This is a genomic window from Embleya sp. NPDC001921, from assembly GCF_053594475.1.
The window spans coordinates 310,790-334,151 of the sequence record NZ_JBSFEO010000002.1; the positions used below are offsets into that span (position 1 = coordinate 310,790).

The following is a 23,362-nucleotide window of genomic DNA, read 5'->3' on the forward strand; positions in this document are numbered from 1 at the left end:
CACCATGACCGATCCGGCCGAAGCCGTCGGCTACACGCTCGCCGCCAACCTGCGCGCCGCCCGGCAGGCCCGAAGCTGGCGGCTCGAGGAACTCGCGGTCCGTTCGGGCGTGAGCCGCAACATGCTCCAGCAGATCGAGACCTGCCGGACCAACCCGAGCATCGCCACCCTGGCCCGGATCTCGGCCACCCTCGGCATCCCGATCGGCCGGCTGGTCGAGCCGCCCGAGGAACTGGGCCACGTCGCGCGGGCAGCCGACGCGCCGACCCGGCCCGGCGGTCGGGCCAGTGTGTTCCGCCTGCTGATCAACGACGCGAGCGCGCCGTTCACCGAGCTGTGGGACGTACACCTGGCGGCACACGACGAGGTGCCCGCGCACGCGCACCCCACCGGTACGCGCGAGCTGCTGCACGTACGCGAGGGCGCCGTCGTGGTCGAGGTGGGCGGGGCGACCTTCACCGTCGGCCCCGGCGACGCGCTGCGGATGCGCGGCGATCGGCCGCACCTGTACCGGAATCCGCACGCCGAACCGGCGCGATTGACGATGACCGTGGTCTACCCGGGACCGGGCGATCCGCGCTACCGACAGGAGGGCCGGCGGCCGGCGACGCCCGAAGACGCCGGCCGCGCGGATCCCGCCGAGGCCCCGTCACCGCCCCCGGGCCGTCACAACCCCTGATCGGGCGCGTCCCGCGGCGCGGTGGCCTGGAAGGCGGCGAACAGCGGCACATAGCCGGAGGCGTCCATCACCACACACGCGAACGGCCGGTCGAAGACCACCCGCCGCCGGGCCGGCTCCGGCTCGTAACTCATCCAGTCCAGCTTGATCGTGGTCACCGCTGTCGCCTCGACACCCTCCTCGGCGATCCGCAACAACGACTCCTGAAGCACCCGATCGACACACACCGGCTCGTCGGTCATCCCGCCGAAGTCCGCGCCGTCGGTCAACGCGGCCTCCACGCCCAGGTCGATCAGATGCGGCACCACGTCCAGCCGGGTCCGCAGTTCGAAGCGCGGCAGCCGCACCTCCACGTCCTCGCCCTCGTACGCCTTCCCGGTGTCGCGCGGCGCCCACGCGGCGGTGATCACCGACGCCGGCGGCGCGTGCTCCGGGCCGAGCGCGAACCGCACCCGGGCGGGCTGCTCCCCCGCGCACGCCAACTCCACGACGGTGACCTCGCCGTCCCGGCCGGAAATCGCCCACACGTCCGCGGCCGGCACCTCGCGCCGCATCGTCGGCACCTGGGCGTGCGTCCCGTCGGCGGCGTGGAAGTACCCGTCGTGGGTCCTGGCCGCGTCGAACTCCTCGCGCCAGCGGGCCCGCAGCGCGAGCGCGCTGACCAGCACCACCCGGGTCCTCGCGTCGAGTTCGACGGGTATCCGCTCGATCAGCCCGTCGGTGGCGTGCGCGACCCACGCGTCCAGGTCGGCCCGCGCCGCCAGGGCGCCGAACCCGATGTCCGGCAGCGCCGCGCGGAATCCCTCGTGCAGCGGCGACGCGCTCCACACCCCGGTCGCCACCGCGAGCGCCTCGGTGCCGGCCAAATCGCGCGCGACGGCGGTGACCACGGGAGCCGCCTCACGCCACGCCAGGCCCACCAGATCGGCGAGTTCCTCGGCGGTGTCGCCCTCCGCGCCGGTGGCCACCGCCGCGAGCGCGAGCCACAGGCCGGTCGGCGAGCACACCACGTCGCCGCCGGCCGACCGCACACCGGGATCGCTCAGCATCGAGTCGAGCCAGCGCGAGGCCAGTTCCCGTACGGTGCCCGCGTGTTCACGCAGAGCCGGTTCCATCTGATCACCCTTGTCGTCGCGTCGCCGCTGCCCGGAGTCGTTTCGGTCTCCCCCGGCCGAGGAGATCCATGCCTCCCGACCGTAGTGTCGTGGGTCATGAACGACTTCGGCGGGGACCTGGAGCTGCGCAGACTGATCGACCGTCAGGCCATCCACGACGTGGTCATGCGGTACTGCCGGGGAATCGATCGCATGGACCTCGACGCCGTCCGCGCGTGCTACCACCCCGACGCCACCGACGAGCACGGCAGCTTCGCCGGGACGGTGGACGAGTACCTCGCGTGGATCGGTCGACTGCTCCCCCGATACACCTCGACCATGCATCTCACCGGCAACCACCTGGTGGAATTCCGCGACGACACGCCCGATCTCGCCCGTTCGGAGACGTACGGAACGGCCTTCCACCGCAGCGCCGACCCCGCGCCCAGGGGCAACCTGATCACCGGTTTCCGCTACATCGACGACTTCGCCCGACGCGACGGCGTGTGGCGCATCGCCCGCCGCGTGGCCACCACCGAATGGGTCCGGGTCGACGACGCGGCGGGGCAATGGCCGGTGCCCGAGGGCATCCGAACCGGCCGACGGGACCGCACGGACGCGGTGTACGCGCCCTTCCCCCTCGCCCCGCCCCGAACCGGACCGGGAAACCCGGGCGGCACGGATCCCGGAGACCCGGGCGGGACTGATCCCGGAGACCCGGGCGAACCGAATCCGGGGGAGCCGGGCCGGTCCTAGTCGGTCGACTCCGCCGAGACCTCGACCGGCCGGCGGAACACCCGCGTCGCGTGGATCTCGCCGACGATCTGCGGCGCGTCCGGCTCCTGCGGCACCGGCAGCCCGGGCCGCAGATGCTCCTCGACCGAGATGTACTTGAGCCCCGCGCGCAGGTCCGCGTCGTTGCGCAAGCGCACCACCAACGGGAACTCGGCCAACGCCGTGGTGTCGAACAACCCCGTCGTGTAGACCAGTTGCACACCCAGCGCGTCCGCGACCGCGCGTTGCAGCTCCAGCAGATACGACGCGTTGGCCCGCCCGATCGGGTTGTCCAGGAACAACGTGCCCGCGTGCCGGTGCCGGGCCCGACCACGATCGTTGCTGCGCAGCGCGGCCATCGTGCAGTACAGCGCGATGGCCGCGGTGAGCAACTGCCCGCCGGAGAACACGTCGCCCATCTGCCCCACCGGCACCCGCTCGGCACGCAGCACCGAGTCCGGCTTGAGGATCTCCACCTGCACCCCGCGCGGACGCAGCGCCGCGTGCACCCCGCGCAGCAGCAGCGTCATCCCGTCCCGGCGCACGCCGCCGACCGTGCCGTCGCGACCGCGCTTGATCGTGCGGGTCGCCTCGTCGACCACCTCGCCCAGCGCCTCCACCAGGCCCGCGGCGTCCGGCTCGTCGAACCTGATCCGCAGGAACTCCTGGCCGGACCACTCGCCGAGCTCCTCCGGCAGCCGGGACAACCGCTGGGCCGCGCGCAGCGTGGTCAGCGCGGCCTCGACCATGCCGCGCATGCGGTCCACGATGCTGTCCCGGTTGCGCTCGATCTGGCGCAGCTCGTCGGTGAGCACCCGCAGGCGCGGCGCGAACGCGGCCGACCACGCGGGCGCGTGCTCGGCCAGCGCGGCCGGCGGCAGCTCCCGGATCTGCTGCCGGGCGGGCATCCGGACCTGCTCGAACCGGGTCGCGCCGGCGTGCCGCACCAGCGTCTCGATGCGATCCCGGACCTGGCCCTCGGCGGCGGACAACTCGGCCGCCGCCGCGCGCAGCGCCCGCCGGCACGTGGTCGCCGCGTCCCGGGCGTCCGCGACCGGGCTCGCGAACGGCGTCGCGGGGGGCTGCTCGGGATCCACCGGCACCGCCGGGAGCGTGTCCGTGAGCGAGGCCGCCACCTCGCCGAAGGCACCCGCCGCGTGGTCCGCGTCGGTGTGCTCGCGGGCCAACCGGCCGTGCGTCTCGCGCGCCGAGGTCAGCGCCTCGGTACGCCCGGCGTGCTCGGCGCTGGCGGCGCGCAGCAGTTCGAGCGCGTGCGCGCCGTCCCGGGGACGCTGCTCCTCGGGCAGGTCCAGGTGATGCTCACGGCCCTCGGCCGGGGCGTGCCGCTCGACCTCGCCACGCAATCGGCCGAGCAGTTCGCTGGCCGCGTCGGCCCGGCCCTCCAGGGTGCGTACGTGGTCCTCCGCGCGGCCGGCCGCGGCCAACCGGGACGGGCCGTCGGAGCCGTCGAATCCATCCAGCAGTTCGGCCGCCTGCCGGCGCACCTTCGCGCTCAGCCGGTCCAGCGTGCTCTGCGCGGCGGACTCCTCGCTCTCCGCCCGGGCCTGCTCGGCGCGCAGATCGGCACCCACACCGACCTTCTCGTACAGCGCGCGGGCGGTGCGGTACGCCTCGCGCAGAGCGGGCAGCGACGCGCGCGCGGCGGCCTCGTCGGCCGGCGCGTCGGCGACCTGCTCCTCCAGCGCGCCGGTGATCTCGGCGCGTTCCTCGCGCAGCGCGCGAGCGGTCCGCCGGGCGTCGTCGGCGGAGCGCTGCGCCTGCCGGCGGTCCTCGTCGGCGGTGCGGGCCAGCGTACGATCCGCCTCGACGCCCGCCTCGTGTTCGGCGGTCTCCTGCTCCAGCTCACGGATCCGGCGCGCCCATCCGGCCCGCTCCCGCAGCCGGAAGGCGAGACCCGCCAACGCGTCCGCCCGACGGCGCGCGGTCTGCGCGGCGTCCATCCGCCGATCCCGCCGATCCACCGCCTGTACGCGGGCCTGCTCGGCGCTGACCGCGGCGATCTCCGCGGCCTCCCCGGCCGCCTGCGCGGCGGCCAGTTCGTGCCGCGCCTCGGTGACCGCCTCCCACAGCGCGGCCGGCCGGCCCGCCGGGCACGCGGCCCGCCAGGTCGCCAGCCGCCCGGCCAACGCGCGGTCCCCCTCCAGCCGCGCGGCCCGGACCCGGATCGCCTCCTGCCGCTCGCCGGCCCGACGGCGCAGCGCGTCCCGCTCGGTGTCCGCGGCCCGTTCGTCGTGCATGGCCGGGTTCGGCGGCACCAGGAAGGTGTCCGGGCGGTCCACGCCCGGCTCCAGCAGCGCCTCGGGGGTGCCCACCGCGACCGCCGAACGCGGCAACAGCGCGGCCTCGGCGAGCACGTCCCGGGCCCGGTCCATCGCGTTGTGCATGGTCACGATCACGCCGTCGACCAGTTCGGGGCGGGCCGCGAGCACCGCGGAGTGCCGCTCGGCGGGCACCGACTGGGCCAGGTAGCGCCAGCCCGGCAGCGCCGGAATGCCGTGCTCGCCCAGGAGTTCGACCGCGGCCAGCACGTCCGGCCCGGCCGGCAGTAGACCGCCGTCGCCGAGCGCGCCCAGGATCCGCGAGTCGTCGGCGGCGCCGGTGCGCAACTGGAAGAGCGTGCGCTCGCCGTCGGAGACCGCCTCCGCGAGCAGTTCGCGCAACACGTCGGCGGCCCGATCGAAGGACTGCGCGGCCTGCTCGCCGACCGCGACCTCGGCGTCCGGGCCCAGCAGTTCGACCACCCGCGGATCGGCCGCCAACGCCGCCGCACCCGCGTGCACGGCGGTGAGGTCGGCCTCGGCCACGCCGAGGCGGTCCGCGGCCCTCGCCGCGGCCAACTCGGCCCGACCGCGCGCCGACTCGGCCTCGCGCACGCCCGCCGCGAGTTGTTCGGCACTGGCCCGGGCCTGCGCCCACGCGGCCGACGCGGCCTTCTCCTCGTCCGAGGCGCGCGCGGCGGACTCGGCCGGATCGCCGTCGTCGTCGATCCAGCCCGCCTGCACCGCGAGATCGAGTTCGGCGCCCACCTCGGCGAGTCGGCCGCGCAGGTGCGCCGCCTCGCTGCGGGTGCGCTGCGCCTCGGTCGCCGCGGTGGTGGCCGCGCGCTGGGCCCGCTCGCCCCGGTCCTGGAGTTCGGCGGCCCGGCGTTCCTCGGTGTCCGCCCGGCCCTCGGCCCCGGCGGCGGCCGCGTGCAGCGCGCGCACCAGCGCGCCGGCCGCCCCCTGCCGGGCGGCCAGCGCCGGCGCGGCGTCCCGCTCGGCCGCCCGGATCGCCACGTCCACCCGCTCGGAGCGGTCCACCGCCGCCCGGTGCCGCAACACCGCCTCGGTGGCCAGCCAGGCCGAGTGCAGCCCGCGCGCGTCGGCCAGTTCGCGCTTGAGCCGCGCGGCGTCCTTCTCCGCGGCGGTCAACCGCATGCCCGCGTGCCGGTGGGTGATCTCGGCGGTGACCAGGGCGGCGTGTGCCCGGGCCCGCTCGGCGGCGTCCACCGCGGCCGCGGATTCGGCCACCCGGCGGGCCAGTTCGGCGGCCCGCTCGCGCTCGCGCTCGGCCCGGGCGCCCAGTTCGCGGCCGAGCCCGCGCGCGGCGTCCTCGGCGCCGCGATGCGCCGCCCGAACCCTGGTGCGCCGGCCGGCCGCCTCGCTCACCGCGTCGAGCAGTTCCACCGCGCCCTCGACGAAGTCCCGCTCGGCGGTCAACTCGGCCCGCTGGGCGAGCTTGACCGCGAACCCGTCGACCAGGTCGGCCAGTCCGTCGGTGTCGGCCGGATCGGACACCGCGCGCAGCAGCAGGTCGACGAAGTCCGCGTCGTTCTTGACCGCGAACAGGCCCGCCGCCTCACCCTCGTCCGCGTTCATCTCGCGCTGGTAGCGGAAGAGTTCGGGGTCCAGCCCGAGCGCGTTCAGGTGCTCGATCCAGCGGTCGTGGATCTCCTCCCACACCACGTCCACGTCCGGGTAGACCTTGTGCAGCTCGGTCATCGCGTCCCGGAAGCCGCGCATGGTCCGCCGCCGCCCGCCGACCTGCACCGGCAGCCCCTCCAGGGTGAGCCCGGGACCGGGCCGGAAGGAGTACCAGCTCTCGGCGAACCTGCGCGGGTCGGAGGAGACCTGACGCCCGCGCCACTCGCTGACCTTGCCGACCACGACCGTCTCGCCGGTGAGCACGTGCTGCCACTCCAGCGCGACGTGCCCGCAGTCGTCGGCGAGCAGGAACTTGCGCAGCACACCCGAACTGGCGCCGCCCAGCGTGTTGCGGTGTCCGGGCAACATCACCGAGAAGATCAGCTTGAGCAGGACCGACTTGCCGCCGCCGTTCTCCAGGAACAACACGCCCGCCGGCGCCGGCCGGCGTGGCGGCCCGACCGGCTCGCCCTCGAACAACTGCGCCTGCCTGGGCGCCGGGTCGGGCACGGGCGCACCGACTCCGCGCAGGTCCAGCACGGTGTCGGCGTAACGCGCACCGGCGGGCCCGATGGAGAACAGGCGGACCCGGGACAGCTCGTACATCGGCGGTCAAATCTCTCTGGTCGAAGCACAGGACAAGACGGTCACACAGCGGTCGAACAACACAGCGAAGAACACTCGGCCGGCGAAACACCCGGGAACACCCGGCACCTGCCGCCCACTCGGGCCCGCAGCCGGCCGACCCGAAACGAGCCGGCTCCCCGACGACTCGGGGCCCGCGACGGGGCGAATCCCCACACCCGCCGGCCCCTTGCCCGTCAGACCCCGTGAAAGGGCAACCCGGCGCCGGGCGCCAGCTCGCCGCCGTCGGTCGCGGCGGCCAACAGGCTCGGGCTGCCGTCGGTCACCGCCACCACACCCAGTTCGAGCAGTTCGGACATGGCCGCCGAACCGGCCGTGTCGCGCACCTGGAGCTGATAGCGCGCGGTGGTGCGGTAGGTGCCGCCCGCGTCGTCGGAGACCCGGTGCAGGAAGCCCGAGTCGACCAGGAACGCGACCGCCTTGGCCACGATCCCGATGGTGGACGCGGCCAGCCGGCGGGCGTCCTTGGTCGCGCCGGTGGCGCTGCGCCGGGCGTAGACCCGCCAGGCGACCTCCAGGCCGGGGCCGTCCACCTCGGGGTCGCTGATCTCGCCGCGCCGCTCGGCGCGTTCCTCCAGGCGCAGGCAGGCCTGGCGGACGAAGGCGTCCACGCCGTGCACGCTGAGCCGGCCCACGTAGGCGTCGTCGGCGAGGTCCTCGGGACGCGGGAAGGCCATCGCGGCGACCGCGAGGTGGGCGAGGCCGTGCAGGAACCGGTCGCTCGACTCGGTGCCGGCCCGGCGCGCGTAGTCGCCCATCCGGACCGCGAACACCGAGTCCTCGCCGGCGGTCACCGCCATCCCGGCGCGCGGCGACACCTCCAGGACCACCAGGCCCAGGCCGGCCGCGACCGCCGCGGCCAGCGCCGCGAAGCGCGGGTCCTCGCGGTGTCTGCGGATCAGGTCGGCGTACTCGGCGTCGCGGGCGGGCAGCAGCTTGGGCTGGAGGCCGTAGGCGACCAGGCGCGCGGCGTCGCCGACGTCGGCCGAGGTGATCGGCGCGGCCTCGCCGGCCGTGTCGTGGTTCATGCGGGGGTGGGGCCTTCCGGCTCGGGTCGCGCGCCGGTCAGGACCGCCGTGCCGATGATCAGGTCGGCGCCGCCGACCTCGGGGTCGTCGAGTTCGGTGCCGTCGTCGACGGCCACCAGGAGAGTGCGGTCGCCCTGCCGCAGCGCGGTGCCCACCGGCGGCGAGGCCGCGTGGAAGGCCAGCAGCGCGACCAGATAGCCGAGGTCGGGATCCGCCTCGCGGGCCTCGGCGAGCAGCCCGGAGAGCCGGCGCGGGGTCTCCGGCGGGATGTCCAGGAGCAGCGCCGCCGCGTCGTGCTGGCTCTCGCTGTAGCGGCTGTCGTCGGGGGTGAGCGACACGTCCGGCTCGGGCAGTTCGGCACCGAGGTGGTCGCGCGGCGCGGGCGGGGTGAGCAGCATCTCGGTCAGGTCGTGCAGGCGCACCGCGACCGGGGTGCGCAGGCCCGTGCCCGCCGCGAAGAACCGGTCGGTCACCCGGCGCGCGTCGCCCACCGGCAACTCCAGGAGCGGGCGCAGCAGTTGCCCGTACAGGTCGAGCCCGGTGCGAGTGCTCGGAGCGGCGAACGCCTGCCGGTCCTGCTCGGCGCGGAACAGCGGCCCGGCCTCCATCAGCCGGGTCTGCAACTGGGTGTGCCGGCGGATGCAGTCCTGCACGATGTCGACCAGTTCGGCCGCGCCGCGCTTGCGCTCGCTCTCCTCGGCCTCGTCCCGGGCCCGCCGGATGTTGATCAGGATCGCGTTCTCGTGCCGGTAGCGGTCGGCGACGTGCTCGAACGCCTCGTCGATCAGGTCCGGCACGGCCCGCAACCAGTCCACCGCGCGCACGTTGCGCCGGGTCGCGTCCAGCGCGCGGCGCAGCGATTCGGCGTACTGCACGGTGCGGTAGCGGGCCTGTTCGGCGGCGAACCGCGCCTCGGCCAGCCGGCCGCGCCGGATCAGGTGTTCGAGCTTGACGTCGGCGGCGATCTGCGCGCTGGTGACGTCCGTGTCCAGCGCGCCGACGAGCACGTTGATCGCCTCGTCGGTGGCGCGCAGGAAGATGTGCCCGTCCGGGCCGGGCACCTCTTCGAGCAGTTTGAAGTCGTAGTCGCGCCGGATGTACTCACCCTCGCGGGTCCACATCCCGTAGACCGCGCGAAAGCCCCGGTCGACGCTGCCGACGTTGATCAGGTTCTCCAGCACCCAGCGGGCGACGCGTTCGTACTCGGCGGGGTCGCGCCCGGGCGCCTGCGCGGCCACCCGGGGGCGCAGCCGGGCGACGATCTCGTCGTGGTCGGCGCCGGTGTCGAAGTCCATCGTGACCGTGACCAGGTCGATCGCGGTGAGGCCGAGTTCGGCCATCGCGTAGACGGTGTACTCGCCCGCCAGGTTGGCCTTGCGCGCCTCCAGGTCGTGCAGGGGCGCGGTGCAGGCGAGGGCCTTGAGGCGGCGGGCGAGCCCCTCCTCGGTCACCCCGGAGCGCGGGTGTGCCGCGCCCGGGGGCAGCGCCGTGCCGAGGGTCGGCGGCAGCTCCCCGGGCAGGACGGCTCGGGCGGAAACGGTCATGGGAGTAGAGCCTAGGACGTTCGGCCGACAGCTTCGGACACGCCCTGGGGCCCCGGGGGGCCGAACGGGGGCGCGGGTCGGCGGGCGAGCGGCTACATCTCGCTCAGCCTGGCCAGCGCGGCGGTGCGCACCTCGTCGTGCTCGGCCGGATCACCCGCGAGCCGGCGCAGGCGCGTCACGGCCTCGGGGCGGCGCGCGTCCACGTGGCGCGCGGCGATCAGTCGGGTGTCGGCCTGGCAGTCCCACAGGGCTTCGACGGCGGTCCCGGCGGCGAACGAGGGCTCTATCCGGGCCAGGGCGCGCACCGCGCACGCGCGCAGGCCGGCGGAGGCGGCCTCCCGATACACGCCGCGGACCAGGTCGAGCGCGTCGACCAGGGCCAGGCGCCCTATCCCGGAGACCAGGTCGCACAGTCGGAAGTGGTCGGCCTGGTCGGTGATCGGGGCACCGACGCGCGCCGGCTCGGCCACCCGGGTGCGCAGCGCGGCCAGCAGAATCGGTCCGTCCACGGGTTCTCCGGCGCCGGCCAGTATCCGCACCGCGACCTCGCCGAGCAGGTCCTCGCGGCCGGCCCAGGTGCGGGCCCGCTCGACCGCGGCCGGGCTGCGCAGCCCGCCGATGGCGTGTGCGGCAGCGAGCCGCACGCCGGTCGGCGCGTCCGGCGCCAGCGCGCCCTCGGCCAGGTCCAGGAGCGCGCCGTCGCCCTGTTCGCCCAGGTATCTCAGCGCGGCGGCCCGGGCTCCGTCGGGGCCGGCCCAGGCGGCGGCCAGGATGGCGCCCCGGTGCTCGGGTCCGGCCACGGCGCCGAGCCGTCGTCCGCACGCGAGTGATTGTCGGGGGCCGTCGGCGGCCTCGGAGAGCACCTGGTCGACGGTCTGCGCGGGCGCGGTCGGACCGGCGGGGGTCTTGACCGAGCGGGTCAACTCCCAGTGCCACCAGTCCAGGTCGACCTGCTCGACGACCGTGCGCACGCGCTCGTCCTCGGCCGCCCAGACCCGCCACGGGCGCATCCCGGTCGAGCGCTTGACGCAGTCGTAGAGCTCGTCGTCCTCGCCGCGGTCCAGGACCACCTCCAGCAGGCCGGTCAGGGCCGCGTCGTGGCCGATCGCGGCGAGCCGGTCCAACGCCTCGGGCCAGTCGCGGCCCTCCTTGACGTAGTCCCGCAGCAGCGTGATCGCGTCGGCGCGGCCCAGCCGGGCGAGGGTGCCGAGGACGGCGAGCGGGAGCGCGGTACGGTCCGCGTCCTCGTCGGTCCAGTCGTCGTCACACAACAGGTGTCGGGCGAGGCCGTCGAGACCGGCGTCGAGGTCCGCGTACAGGCGTGCGTAGTACAGCGACCGCGACTCGGTGGCCGGAACGGTGCGGGGATCGCGGACCACACAGCCGTCGAGCGCGTCGAGCACAGCGACGCGGTCGGCGACGAGGGCCCGCCGGGCGCCCTGACCGTGGCCGCTGCGAAGCAGGCCCAGGAGGGCGTCATGCGAGGTGATGACCGGATCGAACATGCCGCAAGCATCGGTGGCCGGCAACCCTGGAGCAACAGGATTTAGGACACATGTACCCGTTGCCCGTTGTTTCGGGGAAACCTCGTCGCTGTTTCGTCACCCGAAGCTACGAACTGTACCGACCTCGTTCGTGTGTGCGAAGACCGGGTGTGTCGCGGGTCCGGGCCGCGCGGGGCCGATCCGCGGGTCGCCGCGCGGGGGGCGATTCGCGAGCCGCCCGCCCGGCGCGAACCCGGCGGGCCCAGCACGCGTGGACCCGTCCGCGGCCGAGCACACGTCGACCCGTCCGCGGCCGGCCCCGGCGGGCGCGCCTCACTGCTGTTTGGGCACCTGGACGCGCGGCCGGTCGCGCCGGACGGTCCCGTAGTCCTCGCCGTCGAGCGGGCCGAGCACGCTCGCCGGAACGAACGACTCCATCGCCCAGGCCCGGGTCCGCACGTCGGCCGCGAAGCCGTACGCCCCCCAGACGGGCCAGCGCACGCGGGCGCGCCAGGTGCCGTCCCGGTACTGGTGCCAACTCACCAGGGTGACCTCGAGGTACTGCCCGTCCGGAAGGCGCATGCGCACGCGCGGACCCGCGGCGTGCGAGTCCGCCTCCTTGCGTCGCTCGCCGATCGGGCCCGGCGGCGGCTCCCGAAGACCGGGCTCCGCGAGGGAAGGGGGCGACTCGCCGGCGGCGGTCGGATTCCGTACGACTGCGGTCTTGCTGCTCACGCGGCCATTGTGCGGCGCCGCGGCGGCGCGCCGGCCGGAAAGCGCCCCCGCACGCACGCGTCCCACCCGTACGGCGCACGCGCGCGCCACACGAGTGGGACGGTGCAGTGGTGCGGTCGGTCAGGACACCACCCGGAGTTCGGCCGGGCCGACCACGCTCAGGCCGAGCACCGCGGCCAGGTCCTCGACCAGGTTGGCGGCCTGGTCCGGGGTCAGTCGTTCGACCGTCCACTCGTCGGTGGGGCGGCCCTGTTCGTCGGTGTGCGGGCCGAAGCGCAGTTCGATCGGACGATCGGCGTCGGCGGACGGCAGCACCGGAACCCGGGCCACCAGGGTGACATTGTTCGACATGACGTCGACTCCCTTCGGAGAGCGAAAACGATCGCCGTTGTCATTGCCGGTCACCACTCACGCTCGCATCGTGTACGGACGGTGTCCAGGTGTCTCCGGTGGCACAAGGAGCGCGCGAGGCGCACCCCGACGCGTCGAAAGGCCCCGGCACGCGTCGCGCGCCGGGGCCTCGAGTCGAGCGGTCCTTCGTGTGGGGGAATCGCGAACGGCCCGTCGCCGTACTCGAATCCCCCGGTGGATCAGCCGAAGAAGGCCTTCACCACCGGTCCCGCGGCCGAGCCGCCCGACTTGCCCTTCTCGACCAGGACCGCGATCGCGACGTCGTCCTTGAACGCGATCATCCAGCCGTGCGTGAGGGTCTCGCCCTTCTCGTCGAACTCGGCGGTACCGGTCTTGGCGCCCACCGTGCCCGGGATGCCCTGGAGCATCTTGCCCGAGCCGTTGGCCACCACGCCCTGCATGAGCGCCTTGAGCTGACCGGCGATGGCCGGGTCCAGGTCGTGCGAGGGCACCCGTCCGGGCACGTCGTCCGGCGCGAGCACGGGCTGGTTGAACTTGCCGGAGGCGATCGTCGCGGCGACCGAGGCCATCACCAGCGGGCTGGCCAGCACCCGACCCTGGCCGATCATCGACGCGGCCTTGTCGTTCTCGCTGTTGGCCGCGGGCACCGAACCGTCGAAGGTCGCCGTGCCGACGTCCCACTTGGCGCCGATGCCGAACTGCTCGCCGGCCAGCTTGCTCAGCGTGTCGTTGTCGATCTTGGACCGGTTGCCGATGAAGGCCGTGTTGCAGGACTGCGCGAAGTCCTCCTGGAAGAGCGCGTTGGGCATCGGCTGGAGACCGTCGTAGTTCTTGAAGGTCTGGCCGTTGACCACGAGCGTGTTCTCACACGGCACCTTGTCGGTCGGCTTCAGGCCCGCCCGCAACAGCGCGCCGGAGGAGACCGTCTTGAAGGTCGAGCCCGGTGGGTACCGACCGGTGAACGCGCGGTTGTCGCCGTTCGCGGGGGTGTTCGCGGCACCCATGATCCCGCCGGTCTTGGCGTCGAGCACCACGATCGAGGCGTTGTTGCCGCCGGTGACCGCCTTGAGCGCCTCCTCGGCCCGCCTCTGGGTGCTCGGATCCAAAGTGGTCTTCAGCGGTTCGGACGGCTTGCCCTTGACGTCGACCAGGCTCGCCTTCTCGGCGCCCGCGGCGTCCACGATGGTGATCTTCAGGGCGGCGGTGCCGGCCAGCTTCTTCTCGTAGCGGTACTGGAGGCCGGACGCGCCCACCGAGTCCGCCGAGGACGCGCTCGGGTCCGCGTTCTTGAGCAGGTCCGCGTTGTCGCCCGAGCCGACCGTGCCGACGATCTGCTTCGCCACGTCGCTGGTCTGCTGCGTGCCCTCCTTGACCTGGATCCCGGCCTGACCGGCCAGCTTGACCTGACCGCCGCCGTCCCACTTGTCCTTGCGCAGGGTCACCAGCGGGAGCGACTGGTTCGGATCCGCGGCCGCGACCCGGGACTTGAGCTTGGGGATGTCCAGGTCGAACATCGGGTCGGCGAGCGCGGCGTACAGCGCGTCCGGGCTGGTGATCTTGGCCGGCCACAGGGACAGCGCCACCACCGGCGTCGAGGTGGCCAGCGCCTTGCCCGAGCGGTCCAGGATCTCTCCGCGCTTGGGCAGCGTGCGGTCGCGCTTGATCTTCCCGGTGTCGGCGAGCTGGGGATGCACGATGGTCTGCGTCCAGTGCACGGTGGTCTTGCCGTTCGCGGTGACCACGGGGACCGTCGAGTCGATCTTCACCGGGTCGGCCACACCCTTGAGGGTCAGCGTCGCGTTGTAGGTGAGCGTTGCGGGCGCGTTGTCCTTGCCCTCGGTGTACGTACCGGGCTTGTACTCGGCCTTGACGATGCCCAACTGCTTGCCGGTGGTGTCCAGCCCCTGCTGCGCCGTGGTGGGGTTGTCCGTGAAGGACGCCGCCTTCGCCAGATCGCCGCCCTGCCACGCGCTCAGGAAGTTCCTGGCCGTGGTCTCGGACGTGTCCTTCTTCTCGTCACCGCCGCCACTGCACGAGGTCAACGCGGCCACCACGACGACGGACAACGCCAAGGGCACGGTCGACGGGAACCGCCGCTTCTTGCTGCCCACCAGATTCCTCCCGAACGTCCATGACCCCCGGCGGCCCGCCGGAGGTCTTCGGTCACGCTACCCGGACGGCCGGACGGCTTCGGCCATCGGGCACCCGTACGACCGACTTGTGACCTGGTTGTTGAGGTGCTCCGAACGGGGGACGTGAGGGATCGCCCTCAACCCTTGCCGAACGGGAGCCGAATTCGCGACCGAAGGAAACCGGTCCCCCATCCGATGCGTCGGTAGGAGCATGAGGGTCCGCCGGGTCGGGGGCCCGAGTTGACCGTTGGCACCGTCGAGCAGGAGGAGAACGGGGCGATGGGGACCACACGGATCGCCATACCGACACCACCGCGTTACGGGTGGCAGGAGGACGCGGCTTGCAGGGGCCTGGACGCCGGGCTCTTCTTCGGTGACGACCAGGAGCGGCCCGGCGAGCGCCGGGCGCGCGAGCGGGTCGCCAAGAAGGTCTGCCTGTCCTGCCCCGTGCGGCGGCGCTGCCACGAGCACGCGATGTCGGTCCCGGAGCGCCGAGGCGTGTGGGCGGGTCTCGGCGAGACCGAGCGCGCCGCGCTGCTGCGCGAGCAGGAGCAGGAACACGCGCACGAGCACGAGCACGAGCGGGAGAAAACCACGACGGCGGCCTGATCGGGCCCGCGTCGGGCGTCGTCGGGCGCGCGGCCGGATCCGGGGTCAGGCCGGCAGGTCGTCCTCGGTGAGCAGCCCGCGCACGTCGAGTCGATCCCGCACGTGCGGCGCGCACGCGTCCACCACCACCGCCGCGCCGACCCACTCGGCGCCGGCCTCGGTGACCATCCGCCGCACGGCGCTGGCCTGCGCGCCGGTCTCGAGCCACTCGTCGACCAGGAGCACCCGATCGCCCGGTCGGAACAACCGGCTCGGAACCACCAGCGTGAGGCCACCGTCCTGGTATTCGGGCGGGGTGGCGGCGCGCAGCATGGGATCGTCGCCGGGTCGTCGGCCGTCGCCGACGATCCGCCGATCCTTGCGGATCTCGACGAAGCCGACGCCCAGGTGCAGGGCCGTGATCGGGCCCAGGACCAGGCCGCGCGTCTCGATGCCGACGATCAGCGTCGGCCGCGCCTCCGCGTGCAGTGCGCCGAGCCCGGGGCCGAGCATCGCCAGCACCTCGGGGTCGTGCCACCAGCCGGAGGCGTCGGCGAACGTGCCCCAGGGGGTCTCGCGCCAGGTGAACGCGTCCGCGAGTCGCCGCGCGATGGGTCCCCCGCTGCCCTGACGGCTCGTCACCTCGGCGCACCCCGTTCCGTTCCGGCACCGGTTGTGGATCTTCGACCGGACAGGCTACCGGTGCGGGAACGATCGAATCCGCGAACCCGCCCCGGGACGCCCGCGGCACGGCGACCGCCCGGGGCGCGCTCAGTCCGCGCCGGGGCGGTCCAGCGGTTGTTCGACCAGCGCGAGCACACGACTGGCCATGAACCGCGCGGTCCGCACCACCGTGCCGGTGCGGGTCAGTTCGCTCACCTCGACGACGCCGCGGCGGACCGCGACGTCCACCCGGCGCCCCGCGCGCGTCGCGGTCATCTCGTAGGTCTTGGTGCTGTCGCCCGCGTCGACCACTATCTCGACCCGATCGCCCTTCATACGTGCCCCCTTCGACCGATTACCTCCATCTTCTCCCACAGGTCCGACATCGACCGTCTCCCCGATGGGGGTGGTCCCGGCCCGACTCCGGGGCGCCTTACCGCGCCGGGCGCCGGGGTTCCTCTAACGTGTGTCGCACAGGGGATCCGGGCACACGACACCCGGACGACGGCACCACGCGAGGGGATCGGTCACACATGACGATGGTGCGGCTGCGACGGCAGGATCCGCGCATCGTCGGGTCCTATCGGTTGCTGCGTCGTCTCGGGGCCGGCGGCATGGGCGTGGTCTATCTCGGCGTGGACCGGCACGGCACCCGGGTCGCGCTCAAGCTGATCCGCCAAGAGCTGGCCGGAAACCCGGAGTTCCGCTCCCGCTTCGCGCGCGAGGTGGCCGCCGCGGCGATGGTGCGCGGCAACCGTACGGCCGCGCTGGTGGACGCCGACGCGGGCGCCGACCGCCCCTGGCTGGCCACCGTGTACGTCCCCGGGCCCTCGCTCCAGCGCCGGGTCGGCGAGCGCGGCCCGCTGGGCTGCCTGGACCTGGCCCGGGTCGGATCGGCGGTGGCCGACGGCCTGGTGTCCGTGCACGCGGTCGGCGTCGTGCACCGCGACGTGAAGCCGTCCAACATCCTGTTGTCGCCGGACGGCCCGCAGATCATCGACTTCGGAATCGCCTACGCGGACGGCGCCGGCACCCTGACGGTGACCGGAACGGCGGTCGGCTCACCGGGATTTCTGGCCCCGGAGCAGGTGCGCGGGCAGACCGTGACCCCGGCCACCGACATATTCGCGCTCGGCGTCACGCTCGCCTACGCGGGCCGCGGCGCCCCGCCGTTCGGGTCGGGGCCGGTGGACGCGCTGCTGTATCGGGTCGTCCACGAGGAGCCGGACCTGGAGGGCGTGCCGGAGCAGGTGGTGCCGTTGATCTCGGCCTGCCTGTCCAAGGATCCGCGGATGCGGCCCTCGGCCGAGCAGGTCCGCGAGCGGCTGGCCGCGATCGCCCGTCAGCGCGAGGCCGAACGCGGTACGCCGGCCCGCGGCCTGGAGGCGACGGCCTCGAGCGCGGCCGCCTCGGTCGCGACCAAGGGTCAAGGCGGCGCGGCGCGGGGCGACGGCGGCCCGACGGCCCCGGCCGCGCCGCGCGAACGGGATCGGGAGCGGGATCGGACCAGGCGCGAGGCGGCCCGTCGGGAGAGCGCGCGCCGGGACGAGGACACGCGTGCCGACCGGTCCTCGGCGGGCCGTGCCGACTCGGGCCGGGCGGATTCCGGACGGCTGCCGGGCGACGGGCGCTCGACGACCCGACCGGAGTCGGGCCGGCACGATGCGGGCCGGCACGATTCGACCCGGCCCGACGGGCGACCCGAAGGCGGGCGACCCGACGCGCGGGGGCACGAAGGGCGCGCGCACGAGGGCCGTGGACACGAAGGACGCGGCCACGACAGCCGTGGGCAGGACGGGCGTTCGACCGACGGCGGGCGGCCGGACCCGATTCGGCACGAGGCGGGTCGGGGCGATGCCGGGCGGCACGACTCCGGGCGGCACGACCTCACCCGCGGCGAACGCACCGAGCGCGGTGACCCGGCGCGTGGCGCGGCGCCGGACCGCCAGGAGCGTACCGACCGCGCCGAGCGCGCCGGCCGGGTCGACCACGGGCCGCGCTCGCGTGCCGGGAGCGGCACTCCGCGCCGGCGCCGGCCGGAGGACCGACGGCGGTTGCTGATCCAGCAGTTGATCGTATTCGTCGTGGTGACCGCCATCGCCGCGTTCGCCATCGCCGCGTTCCAGAACGACGGCGGGGACGGCGACGACGGCGTGAAGACCACGACCGCCGCCGAGCCCGCCCAGGCCCCGCCGGCTCCCGGCCCGTTCCGGATCGGCCCGGCGCACGGCACGATCCCGATCGCCGACTGGTCCGACCGCACCTACGCGGACCCGTCCGCGGGCGGCGCGGGCGTCACCCTCGCCGACGGCACGGCGGTGGTCGGCAGCGACCGGATCACCCTCGGCGACGTGGTCCCGGCAAGCCTGGACGGCGCGCCGGCGGTGATCGTGGTGCTCACCCGCTCCCCCGGTGCCGGCGGCGCGGCGACCCACCTGGTCGAACTCTTCCGGTTCGCCAACGGGACGCCGGTCGCGGTGGCGGCGCTGGCGGCGGCCGCCGATCCGCAGGCGGTGGCCACCCGATGGACGGTCGCCGACGGCGCGATCGTGCGCATCCGCTCCTACGTGGACGTCCCGGACGTGACCACCCGCTACGTCGTCGGCCCCGACGGCGTGCTGGTCCCCGCCGGGGCGTGAGGCGCCGCCCGACCGAACGGGCGCGCCCCCTACTCCGCACCGTGCCCCGTGCCCGCCCGGCACCGTGATCGTCGAGCCGACCGGCGAGGGGCACGAGACGACCGGCGCGCGACAACCACGCGGTCGCCGTCCGGACCGGGACGACGACCACCGGGCACCCACTACCGACCGACACGACGAGGGGCACCCGGCCGAAGCCGGGTGCCCCTCGTCGTGGATCGATCGGATCACATCTCGTCGGGTGAGCGGATCGTGCTGCCCGGCCTCAGCCGAACTGGCGCTCCAGGTCCTTCAGTTTGCGCTCCAGCGAGTCGAGCCGGGGCAGCGTCATCGTGTCGTCCTCGGCAGTGAGGTCGATGACGTCGCGCCGCTCGCCACCGGTGCCGCCAGTCGCCGCCGGGAGCTCGCTCGCTCGCGCGGAGGGGGCAAGAGCCGGACGGCCGGAAGGGTTGTTCGCATCGGCTGAGCCGCCGTGGCCGGAAACGTCGTTTCCGGCTATAGCAGGCTCCGAGAGTGCTTCGGAGCCGCCACCTCCCGGCAGAGCAGCCATTTCCTGACGCGCGGCACCGCGACGGCCGAAGTGGCCACCACCCTCGCCGCGACTGAGCGCCTTGAGCTGCGCGCGCTCGCGCTTGCCGTCGATCCGGCGACGCTCGCGATCGTCCTGCTTGGCACGCTTGTCCTCGCGGACCTCCTCGACGGCCTCGTCGAGGGTGCGCACGCCTTCGAGCAGCATGAGCGACCACGCGTTGAATGTCTCGTGCGGGGCACGCAGCCACCGCACGATCCGGATCTGCGGCAACGGACGCGGGACCAGGCCCTGTTCGCGCAACGCGGCCCGACGGGTCTGCTTGAGCGCACGGTCGAACAGGACGGCCGCGGAGAGCGACATGCCGGCGAAGAACTGCGGGGCACCGGCGTGCATGTCGCCGCGCGGCGCGTGCACCCAGTTGAACCAGGCCGAGGCACCCGCGAACGTCCAGACCAGTATCCGCGAGCCGAGCGCCGCGTCACCGTGGCTGGCCTCGCGCACCGCGAGCACGGAGCAGAACATCGCCGCCCCGTCGAGCCCGAACGGCACCAGGTACTCCCAGCCGTTGGCCAACCCGAGGTTCTCCCGGCCGAAGCCGACCAGGCCGTGGAACGACAGCGCGGCCGCGACACCGGCGCAGACGAACAGCAGGGTGTACGAGGCGACCCCGTACATCAGCTCCTTGCGCCGCCGACGGTCCTGCTCACGCTCCCAGTTGTCGGACCCTTCCCCGGTATCCGTCGCGTCGACCTTGCGGCGTCGGACGACCAGATACGCCACAAGCGCCATAAGGGCGACCAGTTCCGCCAAGCCGACGAGGGCCCAGGCCAGGGGTACACCCATGATCTCCAACGAGCTTTGCCTCGCTTCCCGTTCCTGATCCGATTGCGCGGCGCCCCATACTGGCGGAATTTCGCCTGGTGCGGGTCGAATCCACCGAATATCCCGCGTGTGGGTGACAGCACATTCCCCTGCACAACCACTTTTTCGGCCGCCCGTGCGACCCCAACAGGCCACTGCGCCAATTAGGGCGACGCTCGACCGTACTGCACTTCCGCGCACACGCTAGTCCAAGATCACATTCGATCGAAATTGGCATGACACGATCGGCATGTCCTGGGAGAAATTAGGGAAGGGCCTTGCGCTCAATTCCGAGCAATCGGAAGAAACCTATCAATGGGCAGGAAGAAAGAGGAAGCAGATCACTACCAACCAAACACACAATGACGGGCGTTCGGGTGCAAAAACGGACGCGGACGATCGGATGAAACTGCATCGGACCGCCGCTTACCTGGACGGACGACCGTACACGCTGATCACGTTGCGACCCTCCACCACGGCCCGATTCGCCGTCAACCACTTTCACGACTCCTGGCACGTGCTGTCCGACCGGGCCGGGGCCCGGCTGTTCGCCCGGCTGCTGTGGGGCCTGGCCTACGGGCGGCACGAGAACACCCTCGTGGTGATCGATCGACGGTTCCTGACCCCGACCCCGTTCGAGGCCGAACCGTCCTTGCCCATCGTGCTCTTCGCGACCGAGCGCACACCCTTCGGTGGCCGGGCCGCACGCGACTTGCGCAAACTGTTGCCCGCGCCGGCCACCCCGGACGGCACCGTGCGCTGGCAGACCCACGGCCTGACCGCGGCACTCGCCGACCGGGAGGCATGGCAGCGGGAGCATCCGCAGCCGCCCTGGGACTGGGAGCGGGAGCGTCGGCGCAAGCGCAAGCCGCACCATACGGTGCGCGACGGACTGTTGGTCCTGCCCGGGAACACCGACGCGCTGCTGCGCGAGGCGGTGCTGATCGCAAGCCTCGAGGTGTCCGCGAAGGCCCCGATGGCCTACGAGTACCTGCACCACTACGAGTTCCAGATCTTCCACGACTTCCGCCGCCGGGTCAGCGCGGCCCGCACCGCGCGCCGCGAGATCCGGTCGCTCCCGGTGCCACCGGACCGGCACGCCGGCCCGGGCCACCACGAGGGCGACCCGGTCCGCCGACACATCTGGGTCCGGGGCACCGAGATCCGCAAGGAGCGGATGCGCGGGCGCCGCGTGGTCCACCGGCCGGCGCTCTACGAGACCCGCTCGATCAACGACATCCAGCGCTCGGGCCCGACCCCGTACGAACGCCGGGAGGCCGACCCGGCCGACGACTGAACCGGCCCACCCGGGCCCACCCGGTTCGCCCGGTTCAGCGGGTTCAGCGGGTTCAGCGGGTTCAGCGGGTTCAGCCGAACGTAACCGCGTAGAAGGCGACCGCCGCCGCGGCGCCCACGTTGAGCGAGTCGACCCCGTGCGACATCGGGATCCGCACCAGCCGATCGGCCGCGGCGAGCGCCTTCGCGGTGAGCCCGGGCCCCTCGGCACCGAGCATCAGCGCACACCGGTCCAGATCCGCCGCCGGCAGTTCGTTGAGCGCGACCGAACCCTCGGCGGGGGTCAGCGCGAGCAGCGTCAGACCGGCTCCGCGCAACACGTCCAGCCCGCCGGGCCACGGCTCGAGTCGGGCATAGGGCACCGAGAACACCGCCCCCATCGAGACCTTCACCGAACGCCGGTACAGCGGGTCCGCGCAGTCCGGCGACAACAGCACGGCGTCCATGCCCAGCGCCGCCGCACCACGGAAGATCGCGCCCACGTTGGTGTGGTCGTTGACACCCTCCAGAACCGCGACCCGCCGCGCCCGGGCCACCACCTCGGCCGCCGCCGGCAACGGCTGTCGGCCCATCGAGGCGAGCGCGCCGCGATGTACCTGATAGCCCGTCACCCGCTCGACCACATCCGGACTGCCCACGTACACCGGCGCATCGGCGGCCTCGATCACGTCCGCCATCGTCGCGATCCAACGCTCCGACAGCAGCATCGACCGCATCGGGTAACCCGCCGCGAGCGCCCGACGGATCACCTTCTCGCCCTCCGCCATGAACAGCCCCTCGGCCGGTTCACGACGACGACGCAGCTCCACATCGGTCAGATCGGTGTAATCCACAAGCCGCGGGTCGGCACAGTCGTCAAGCAGAATCACGGACACCCCCTCAGTCTCCCAGCCCACCCGACACCCCCCGACAGCCCCCACCAACCCGCCCACCGACCCGGCAGCCAACCCACGGTCCGGCACCGACCTCGCCCATCCGGCCACCGACCGCCCGTCCGGCGTTCGAGGACGCGCGCCGCAGGCGCCCGCGAACTGCAACCACCCCGCCCGGCCCACCGAACTCGGCGCGACCGGCGCCCGAGGACACCCGGACCACAGGCCCCCACCCCCGTAGCCGCCCGGCAACCGTTCAGCCCGTGAGCGCGACCACGTCACCGATCACCACGATGGCCGGAGGCCGAATGCCCTCCGCCGCCACATCGGCCGCGGCCGAAGCCAGCGTCGTGCGCAACACCCGCTGGGTGGCCATCGTGCCCTCCTGGATCACCGCCACCGGCGTGTCCTCCGCCCGCCCGTGCGCGACCAGTGCCGCGGTGATCGGCCCGAGCCGCTCCACCGCCATCAGCAGCACGAGCGTCCCGCGCAGCCGCGCGAGTGCCGCCCAGTCCACCAGCGAGCGCGGGTCCTCCGGCGCGACATGCCCCGAGACCACGGCGAACTCGTGCGCGACACCCCGGTGGGTGACCGGGATGCCGGCTATGGCCGGCACCGAGATCGCGCTGGTGATCCCGGGCACCACCTGGCACGGCACGCCCGCCTCGGCGCACGCGAGCGCCTCCTCGAAGCCCCGGCCGAAGACGTAGTTGTCGCCGCCCTTGAGCCGGACCACGAACCGCCCCGCCTTGGCGTGCTCGATCATCGCGTCGTTGATCGCCTCCTGGGCCATCGCCCGCCCGTACGGGATCTTCGCCGCGTCGATCACCTCGACGTGCGGCGGCAGCTCGCCGAGCAGCGCCCGCGGGCCCAGCCGGTCGGCGATCACCACGTCGGCCTCGGCGAGCAGTCGCCGGCCGCGCACGGTGATCAGGTCCGGATCACCGGGGCCGCCACCGACCAGGGCCACGCCCGGAAGCACACCGACCGGGCGCTCCCCCCGTGCGGCCAGCGAGCCGTCGTGCAGGCCCTCGACGATGCGATCCCGCACCCCCGCCGCCCGCCGGGGGTCGCCACCCGCGAGCACCGCCACGGTGAGTCCGTCGTGCCGGCCGCTGGCCGGCGTCCACGCGCTGGCGTGCGACGCGTCGTCGCAGCGCACGCAGAACACCCGCAGCTCCTCGGCGTCCGCGGCCACCGCCTCGTTGACCTCGGCCAGGTCGGTCGCGGCCAGCGCGTACCAGGCGCCGTCCAGGTCACCGGGCGCGTAGGCGCGCCGCGCCCACCGCAGTTCGCCGCCGGTCGCCATGCCCTCGACGGCCGGCGTCGCCTCGGGGGCGACCACGAGGACGTCCGCGCCGGCGTCGAGCAGGGCGGGCAGACGGCGCTGGGCGACCGTACCGGCGCCGACCACGACGACCCGGCGCCCCTCCAGGCGCAGGCCGGCGGGATAGGCGGGAGGACCAGGAAGTCGGGACATCGTTCTCACTTTTCGGGTGGG

At 73.7% G+C, this 23,362-nt stretch carries 18 protein-coding genes; 5 read left to right on the top strand and 13 right to left on the bottom strand.

Annotated elements, in window-relative coordinates; genetic code table 11:
• The first annotated feature begins 4 nt into the window (after window positions 1-4).
• A complete protein-coding gene (locus tag ACWCPW_RS03120) occupies window positions 5-679 on the top strand; it encodes a helix-turn-helix domain-containing protein (RefSeq protein WP_449759830.1) in 675 nt (224 codons plus the stop codon).
• Here the strand turns inward: ACWCPW_RS03120 and ACWCPW_RS03125 are convergent.
• Window positions 667-1,794 (bottom strand): serpin family protein, encoded by a 1,128-nt coding sequence (locus tag ACWCPW_RS03125; protein ID WP_449759831.1) that lies wholly within the window; start codon window positions 1,792-1,794, stop codon window positions 667-669. The two genes, ACWCPW_RS03120 and ACWCPW_RS03125, sit on opposite strands and share 13 nt — an antisense overlap.
• Window positions 1,795-1,890: 96 nt before the next feature.
• On the opposite strand from ACWCPW_RS03125, the gene ACWCPW_RS03130 reads away from it, so the two are divergent.
• Entirely contained in the window at window positions 1,891-2,529 is a 639-nt protein-coding gene (locus ACWCPW_RS03130) for a nuclear transport factor 2 family protein (protein ID WP_449759832.1), read from the top strand.
• Here ACWCPW_RS03130 and ACWCPW_RS03135 read toward each other — a convergent pair.
• The 7 genes from ACWCPW_RS03135 to ACWCPW_RS03165 form a co-directional block, all read right to left on the bottom strand.
• Window positions 2,526-7,076 (bottom strand): hypothetical protein, encoded by a 4,551-nt coding sequence (locus ACWCPW_RS03135; RefSeq protein WP_449759833.1) that lies wholly within the window; start codon window positions 7,074-7,076, stop codon window positions 2,526-2,528. The two genes, ACWCPW_RS03130 and ACWCPW_RS03135, sit on opposite strands and share 4 nt — an antisense overlap.
• Before the next feature lie 215 nt (window positions 7,077-7,291).
• On the bottom strand, window positions 7,292-8,143 hold the full coding sequence (locus ACWCPW_RS03140) for a hypothetical protein (RefSeq protein ID WP_449759834.1): 852 nt from the start codon (window positions 8,141-8,143) through the stop codon (window positions 7,292-7,294).
• Window positions 8,140-9,687, bottom strand: coding sequence for a hypothetical protein (locus ACWCPW_RS03145; protein WP_395872176.1), 1,548 nt, complete (start codon window positions 9,685-9,687; stop codon window positions 8,140-8,142). The genes ACWCPW_RS03140 and ACWCPW_RS03145 overlap by 4 nt, the downstream gene beginning before the upstream one ends.
• Window positions 9,688-9,779: 92 nt before the next feature.
• On the bottom strand, window positions 9,780-11,192 hold the full coding sequence (locus tag ACWCPW_RS03150; RefSeq protein WP_449759835.1) for a HEAT repeat domain-containing protein: 1,413 nt from the start codon (window positions 11,190-11,192) through the stop codon (window positions 9,780-9,782).
• Between the two features lie 312 nt (window positions 11,193-11,504).
• A complete protein-coding gene (locus ACWCPW_RS03155; RefSeq protein WP_449759836.1) occupies window positions 11,505-11,906 on the bottom strand; it encodes a hypothetical protein in 402 nt (133 codons plus the stop codon).
• Window positions 11,907-12,026: 120 nt separating this feature from the next.
• Complete coding sequence (locus tag ACWCPW_RS03160) at window positions 12,027-12,257, bottom strand: hypothetical protein (RefSeq protein WP_395872170.1); 231 nt, start codon at window positions 12,255-12,257, stop codon at window positions 12,027-12,029.
• Window positions 12,258-12,496: 239 nt separating this feature from the next.
• Complete coding sequence (locus ACWCPW_RS03165) at window positions 12,497-14,389, bottom strand: penicillin-binding transpeptidase domain-containing protein (protein WP_449759837.1); 1,893 nt, start codon at window positions 14,387-14,389, stop codon at window positions 12,497-12,499.
• A 261-nt stretch (window positions 14,390-14,650) separates the two neighbouring features.
• On the opposite strand from ACWCPW_RS03165, the gene ACWCPW_RS03170 reads away from it, so the two are divergent.
• The gene (locus ACWCPW_RS03170; RefSeq protein ID WP_402229876.1) at window positions 14,651-15,019 is read left to right on the top strand and encodes a WhiB family transcriptional regulator; all 369 of its coding nucleotides are present in this window, start codon (window positions 14,651-14,653) and stop codon (window positions 15,017-15,019) included.
• Between the two features lie 45 nt (window positions 15,020-15,064).
• Here the strand turns inward: ACWCPW_RS03170 and ACWCPW_RS03175 are convergent, their stop codons facing one another.
• Together ACWCPW_RS03175 and ACWCPW_RS03180 are read right to left on the bottom strand one after the other, a co-directional pair.
• Window positions 15,065-15,640, bottom strand: a complete 576-nt coding sequence (locus tag ACWCPW_RS03175; protein WP_449759838.1) for a phosphoribosyltransferase family protein — start codon at window positions 15,638-15,640, stop codon at window positions 15,065-15,067.
• 129 nt (window positions 15,641-15,769) lie between these two features.
• Window positions 15,770-15,997, bottom strand: a complete 228-nt coding sequence (locus tag ACWCPW_RS03180; protein WP_395872162.1) for a hypothetical protein — start codon at window positions 15,995-15,997, stop codon at window positions 15,770-15,772.
• Window positions 15,998-16,194: 197 nt separating this feature from the next.
• On the opposite strand from ACWCPW_RS03180, the gene ACWCPW_RS03185 reads away from it, so the two are divergent.
• Window positions 16,195-18,300 carry a protein kinase domain-containing protein gene (locus ACWCPW_RS03185; RefSeq protein ID WP_449759839.1) on the top strand — a complete coding sequence of 702 codons (2,106 nt, stop codon included), beginning with the start codon at window positions 16,195-16,197 and terminating at the stop codon, window positions 18,298-18,300.
• A 265-nt stretch (window positions 18,301-18,565) separates the two neighbouring features.
• Here ACWCPW_RS03185 and ACWCPW_RS03190 read toward each other — a convergent pair whose 3' ends face one another.
• Entirely contained in the window at window positions 18,566-19,684 is a 1,119-nt protein-coding gene (locus ACWCPW_RS03190) for a DUF2637 domain-containing protein (RefSeq protein WP_449759840.1), read from the bottom strand.
• A 412-nt stretch (window positions 19,685-20,096) separates the two neighbouring features.
• On the opposite strand from ACWCPW_RS03190, the gene ACWCPW_RS03195 reads away from it, so the two are divergent.
• The gene (locus ACWCPW_RS03195) at window positions 20,097-20,990 is read left to right on the top strand and encodes a hypothetical protein (protein ID WP_449759841.1); all 894 of its coding nucleotides are present in this window, start codon (window positions 20,097-20,099) and stop codon (window positions 20,988-20,990) included.
• A 70-nt stretch (window positions 20,991-21,060) separates the two neighbouring features.
• Here ACWCPW_RS03195 and ACWCPW_RS03200 read toward each other — a convergent pair whose 3' ends face one another.
• Both ACWCPW_RS03200 and cobA read right to left on the bottom strand, forming a co-directional pair.
• Window positions 21,061-21,864, bottom strand: a complete 804-nt coding sequence (locus tag ACWCPW_RS03200) for a TrmH family RNA methyltransferase (RefSeq protein WP_449759842.1) — start codon at window positions 21,862-21,864, stop codon at window positions 21,061-21,063.
• 253 nt (window positions 21,865-22,117) lie between these two features.
• Window positions 22,118-23,341, bottom strand: coding sequence for a uroporphyrinogen-III C-methyltransferase (gene cobA, locus ACWCPW_RS03205; protein WP_449759843.1), 1,224 nt, complete (start codon window positions 23,339-23,341; stop codon window positions 22,118-22,120).
• Window positions 23,342-23,362: the final 21 nt, after the last annotated feature.

Excerpts from the sequence above, each read along its gene's own strand:
- ACWCPW_RS03120 (WP_449759830.1), top strand. The coding sequence starts at position 5 with ATGACCGATCCGGCCGAAGCCGTCGGCTACACGCTCGCCGCCAACCTG.
- ACWCPW_RS03125 (WP_449759831.1), bottom strand. The coding sequence starts at position 1,794 with ATGGAACCGGCTCTGCGTGAACACGCGGGCACCGTACGGGAACTGGCC.
- ACWCPW_RS03130 (WP_449759832.1), top strand. The coding sequence starts at position 1,891 with ATGAACGACTTCGGCGGGGACCTGGAGCTGCGCAGACTGATCGACCGT.
- ACWCPW_RS03135 (WP_449759833.1), bottom strand. The coding sequence starts at position 7,076 with ATGTACGAGCTGTCCCGGGTCCGCCTGTTCTCCATCGGGCCCGCCGGT.
- ACWCPW_RS03140 (WP_449759834.1), bottom strand. The coding sequence starts at position 8,143 with ATGAACCACGACACGGCCGGCGAGGCCGCGCCGATCACCTCGGCCGAC.
- ACWCPW_RS03145 (WP_395872176.1), bottom strand. The coding sequence starts at position 9,687 with ATGACCGTTTCCGCCCGAGCCGTCCTGCCCGGGGAGCTGCCGCCGACC.
- ACWCPW_RS03150 (WP_449759835.1), bottom strand. The coding sequence starts at position 11,192 with ATGTTCGATCCGGTCATCACCTCGCATGACGCCCTCCTGGGCCTGCTT.
- ACWCPW_RS03160 (WP_395872170.1), bottom strand. The coding sequence starts at position 12,257 with ATGTCGAACAATGTCACCCTGGTGGCCCGGGTTCCGGTGCTGCCGTCC.
- ACWCPW_RS03180 (WP_395872162.1), bottom strand. The coding sequence starts at position 15,997 with ATGAAGGGCGATCGGGTCGAGATAGTGGTCGACGCGGGCGACAGCACC.
- ACWCPW_RS03185 (WP_449759839.1), top strand. The coding sequence starts at position 16,195 with ATGACGATGGTGCGGCTGCGACGGCAGGATCCGCGCATCGTCGGGTCC.
- ACWCPW_RS03195 (WP_449759841.1), top strand. The coding sequence starts at position 20,097 with ATGAAACTGCATCGGACCGCCGCTTACCTGGACGGACGACCGTACACG.
- cobA (WP_449759843.1), bottom strand. The coding sequence starts at position 23,341 with ATGTCCCGACTTCCTGGTCCTCCCGCCTATCCCGCCGGCCTGCGCCTG.